At 39.2% G+C, this 3,965-nt stretch carries 4 protein-coding genes and 1 rRNA gene; 4 read left to right on the plus strand and 1 reads right to left on the minus strand.

The window, feature by feature from the left end; genetic code table 11:
* The 4 genes from MK805_RS17705 to MK805_RS17720 form a co-directional block, all read left to right on the plus strand.
* Positions 1-84, plus strand: a 16S ribosomal RNA gene (locus MK805_RS17705); the annotation flags it as partial.
* A 161-nt stretch (positions 85-245) separates the two neighbouring features.
* The gene (msrB, locus tag MK805_RS17710) at positions 246-674 is read left to right on the plus strand and encodes a peptide-methionine (R)-S-oxide reductase MsrB (RefSeq protein ID WP_240877247.1); all 429 of its coding nucleotides are present in this window, start codon (positions 246-248) and stop codon (positions 672-674) included.
* Between the two features lie 454 nt (positions 675-1,128).
* The gene (locus MK805_RS17715; RefSeq protein ID WP_240877248.1) at positions 1,129-1,815 is read left to right on the plus strand and encodes a response regulator; all 687 of its coding nucleotides are present in this window, start codon (positions 1,129-1,131) and stop codon (positions 1,813-1,815) included.
* Entirely contained in the window at positions 1,812-3,149 is a 1,338-nt protein-coding gene (locus MK805_RS17720) for a HAMP domain-containing sensor histidine kinase (RefSeq protein WP_240877249.1), read from the plus strand. The genes MK805_RS17715 and MK805_RS17720 overlap by 4 nt, the downstream gene beginning before the upstream one ends.
* A 121-nt stretch (positions 3,150-3,270) precedes the next feature.
* On the opposite strand, the gene MK805_RS17725 is transcribed toward MK805_RS17720, so the two are convergent.
* The gene (locus MK805_RS17725; protein ID WP_240877250.1) at positions 3,271-3,552 is read right to left on the minus strand and encodes a hypothetical protein; all 282 of its coding nucleotides are present in this window, start codon (positions 3,550-3,552) and stop codon (positions 3,271-3,273) included.
* Between the last annotated feature and the right edge of the window lie 413 nt (positions 3,553-3,965).

The raw sequence follows: 3,965 nt of genomic DNA on the forward strand, positions 1-3,965 counted from the left end.
GAGCTGCCGAAGGTGGGGCAGATGATTGGGGTGAAGTCGTAACAAGGTATCCCTACCGGAAGGTGGGGATGGATCACCTCCTTTCTATGGAGTACCTTTTGGTACAAATTCGGTTACCAAACATCAGGATGTGTTACTCACTCTTCGGTTTTCAGGGAATAATATCCAAACCCCAAGGACAAAAGTTCTTGGGGTTTTTGATATAGATTTTACATAAACTAAGGCCATAATAAGGAGCGGATCATATGGAAAACAAAGATTCCTTAAAAAAGAGATTAACTCGAATTCAATACGAAGTAACTCAAAATAACGCAACAGAGCCACCTTTCCAAAATGAATTTTGGGATCATGAAGAGGAAGGAATATATGTGGATATCGTTTCTGGTAAGCCTCTTTTTAGTTCACTAGATAAATATGACGCAGGTTGCGGCTGGCCGAGTTTTGCGAAGCCAATTGAAGAAGAAGAAATTGTAGAGAAATCGGATTATAGTCATAACATGATTCGAACAGAAGTAAGAAGCAAAGAGGCTGATTCCCATTTGGGTCATGTTTTTCCTGATGGACCTGGTCCAAGTGGATTACGATACTGTATTAATTCTGCTGCACTACGTTTTATCCCGAAAAAAGATTTGGAAAAAGAAGGTTATGGTAAGTACCTTTCTCTATTTTCATAACAAGTTTAAATGTTTCCGAGAGGAGGCATTTTTTTATTTTTTATAAGTGGTAATAACAAGTTTTGTGAACGAAAAAGGAACTTTATTCTTCCTCCATTTTAAAAAAAATTTATCCTTTTGAAATCAACACATTTTCTCCAAATCTTATCTCTATAATATCAGCTAGGCAAAAACATTGGGGTACAAGGGAGATTTTATCTTAATATAGGAAAATCAATAAAAAACCTGATTCAATTTAACAATAGTTAACTTTAGGAGGTGGATATTTCCAAACGTGAAAAAGAGGATAAAAGGAGAAAGTAGTAGCATGATGATTAATCCATCGAATGCTTTAAAGAGTAATTTCCTATTGAGGGAGTTGTAGGAATCATTATTCAGTAAATTAACTTCTATTTTGGCTGAAATGTTATATGTAATGGGGAATTTTCATTCTTCATGAAGGATGTGAAGAAAAGTGAAGACATCTGTATTGGTAGTCGATGATGAACAGAAAGTATTGGACGTCATCCAACCTTATCTTATACAGGAAGGTTTTGAGGTAATAACAGCGAAAACAGGGAATGAAGCACTGAAGGCTGTAGCAGAATCCAATCCCAATATTGTGATATTGGATTGGATGTTACCTGAAAAAAGCGGCCTAGAAGTTTGTCGAGAGATTCGTAAAAAATCAAGTGTTGCCATCATCATGCTAACAGCGAAAACAGAGGAAATGGATCGCGTAGTAGGTTTGGAAGTTGGAGCAGATGATTATATGACCAAGCCATTTAGTCTTCGAGAATTAGCTGCTCGTATTCGATCAGTCTTGAGAAGAACAAATCCATCCTCGTTAAATTCTAATGTGATCCAACGTGGAAATATTATTATAGACGAAGACAGACATGTGGTTTTGAAAGATAATAAAGAGGTTTCGCTCACACCAGCTGAGTTTCAGATTCTGCTCACACTTGCGACTCGTCCAGGTATTGTGTACAGCCGATTGCAGCTATTGCAAGTGATTACTGGAGATACTTATTTGAGCTATGAACGCAGTATTGATAGTCATATCAGCCATTTGAGGAAAAAGATAGAGTCAGATTTAGCGAACCCCAAATATATCCAAACTGTTCATGGTATTGGCTATCGATTTGGAGAAACTGAATGAAGTTTCGAAATAAGTTGATCATCAGTTTGATTATCCTTATTGTTTTTTTAGGCTCAACTTATTATGCAATTACCTATCTTTATACTCAGCAAATGATACAAAGCTATGCCCAAAACATAAGACAAGTTAGCGCTGAGCAATGGTCTAATCAATTATCGTATTTCTATCAAGAGAATGACTCTTCTTGGTTTGGTGTAGACGAATTTGTTCATTTTCTTGCCGATCAAAGCAAAGATGGCGATCGCATTGATAACCTTACATTACTTGATAGCAATGGGAATGTTTTGTCACAAATTGGGTCGGGGATGAATAACACAGAAACGATATCGGTTGATATCTCGGTCGCAGATAAGAAAGTAGGGGAATTAGAGTTATCCAGCAGTATCCCCAATCGTTTGGATATAATTGAACAAACTGTATTTCATTCGATGACCATGGGTACATTTGTCGGGATTATTATTACGTCCCTTGTAGCTTTGCTCGTAGGTGTGTGGTTATCAAGGTTGATAACAAGTCCTTTACAATCGATGATACGCAGTATGGAAAAAATCAAAGATGGTGATCTGCAAGCAAAACTTCATATTAATACAGAAGATGAGTTTGGGAAAGTGGGAGAAACATTTAACCTGATGGCAGATCGTTTATATCGTACTGAACAGGCGAGGAGCCATTTGGTCGCAGATGTTGCTCATGAACTTCGTACACCACTTACGATTATTCAAGGACAAATGGAATTAATTCAGCAAGGAATAAAAAAAGCCGAACCAGCAGCACTTTTGCCAATTCAAGATGAAGTATCACGATTGATTCATCTGGTACAGGATTTGCATCAGTTATCTTTAGCAGAAGTTGGACAACTGCCGTTAAAAAGAACGGAGACAGACTTGGCAAGATTGTTGAAAAATATTGTGAACATGTATGAGTTAGAGGCGATAGAACGTAAAATCGAATTAAAATATGAGCAGGAAAATATCGAGCAAATACCTCTCTTACTAGTTGATCCAAACCGAATTACCCAAGTTTTTGTCAATTTGATCACAAACGCACTAAGTCATACAGCTCCGCAAGGAAAAGTATTCGTTATCCTTGAGCCGTTGGAGCAAGAAGTGCAGATACATGTGAAAGATTCCGGACATGGGATAGCAGAAGAACATATTCCCTATGTTTTTGACCGCTTTTATCGAGCAGATAAAGATCGGTCCAGGGAACATGGCGGGATGGGATTAGGTCTTGCCATTGCAAAAGAATATGTAGAAGCGCATCAAGGTTATGTTACGGTGAAGAGTAAATTAGGAGAGGGTACAACTTTTACAGTTCATTTGAAGTATAGCTGATTGATCTAAAAGAGGTCTTATAATGAGAAGTATGATTATCGCTGTTAATAAATAATATGGGTGGCCTGCTGTGTTTTCCTATTGGACAAACAGCAGGCCGTTGATCCTGGGGGGATTCCCCTCAAGAACGTACGAAGAGCACTACAGCCATGAGAAGCGAGCAGGCACTCCCCACACCACAGATGATCCGCATCGTCAGGTTCCAGCTGGTGTCAGGACGGTTGTTGGCGGCCTTGAGTACAAGATATCCGCCATCAACATTGTCGTCATCCTGCTGAACGCTGTACGCGGCGTAGTCGAGGAGCACAGCACTACGGGTACTCTGGCTCATCTGACTCCTGTGGAACGCGCCGAATGCGAGGAGCACAGCACCGAGCAGGAAAGCGAGTGCCAGAGCACGCATGATCATGACTTCTCCCAACAGGAGGGGCTTCTATCCGATATCTTAATTATATAACAATGAGTGACCATTTGGAGAGCGAAAACCTCAATAAAACTATTAGAGGAGAGAAGAAAATAACATCATGAAAAAAGTTTTTAAAAAAGGGTTGCAATCTTTTATTGACCGTGTTATATTATTTCTTGTCGCCGCGAGCAACACACAAACGGCTGACTGACAACAACTTCCACTTGATTTTCAGGACGAGTTGTTATAAAATATAAAAGTCGCGCTTGAAACACAAACAAGTGAGACTGTCGCACTTTGAAAATTGGATAGGAAATAGATGAAGAGAAAGACATGTGTGTCTTTTTCGTCAAGTTGCAAAACACCGGGTGAATGTAATGATTCACCAAGGAACCAAGTAGGAGAAGCTA

The sequence above is a fragment of the Shimazuella soli genome (assembly GCF_022511585.1).
In the GTDB taxonomy this organism is placed as follows: Bacteria; Bacillota; Bacilli; order Thermoactinomycetales; family Thermoactinomycetaceae; genus Shimazuella; species Shimazuella soli.

Bases quoted from the DNA above. Each gene is read 5' to 3' on its own strand.
- msrB (WP_240877247.1), top strand. From the start codon at position 246: ATGGAAAACAAAGATTCCTTAAAAAAGAGATTAACTCGAATTCAATAC.
- MK805_RS17720 (WP_240877249.1), top strand. From the start codon at position 1,812: ATGAAGTTTCGAAATAAGTTGATCATCAGTTTGATTATCCTTATTGTT.
- MK805_RS17725 (WP_240877250.1), bottom strand. From the start codon at position 3,552: ATGCGTGCTCTGGCACTCGCTTTCCTGCTCGGTGCTGTGCTCCTCGCA.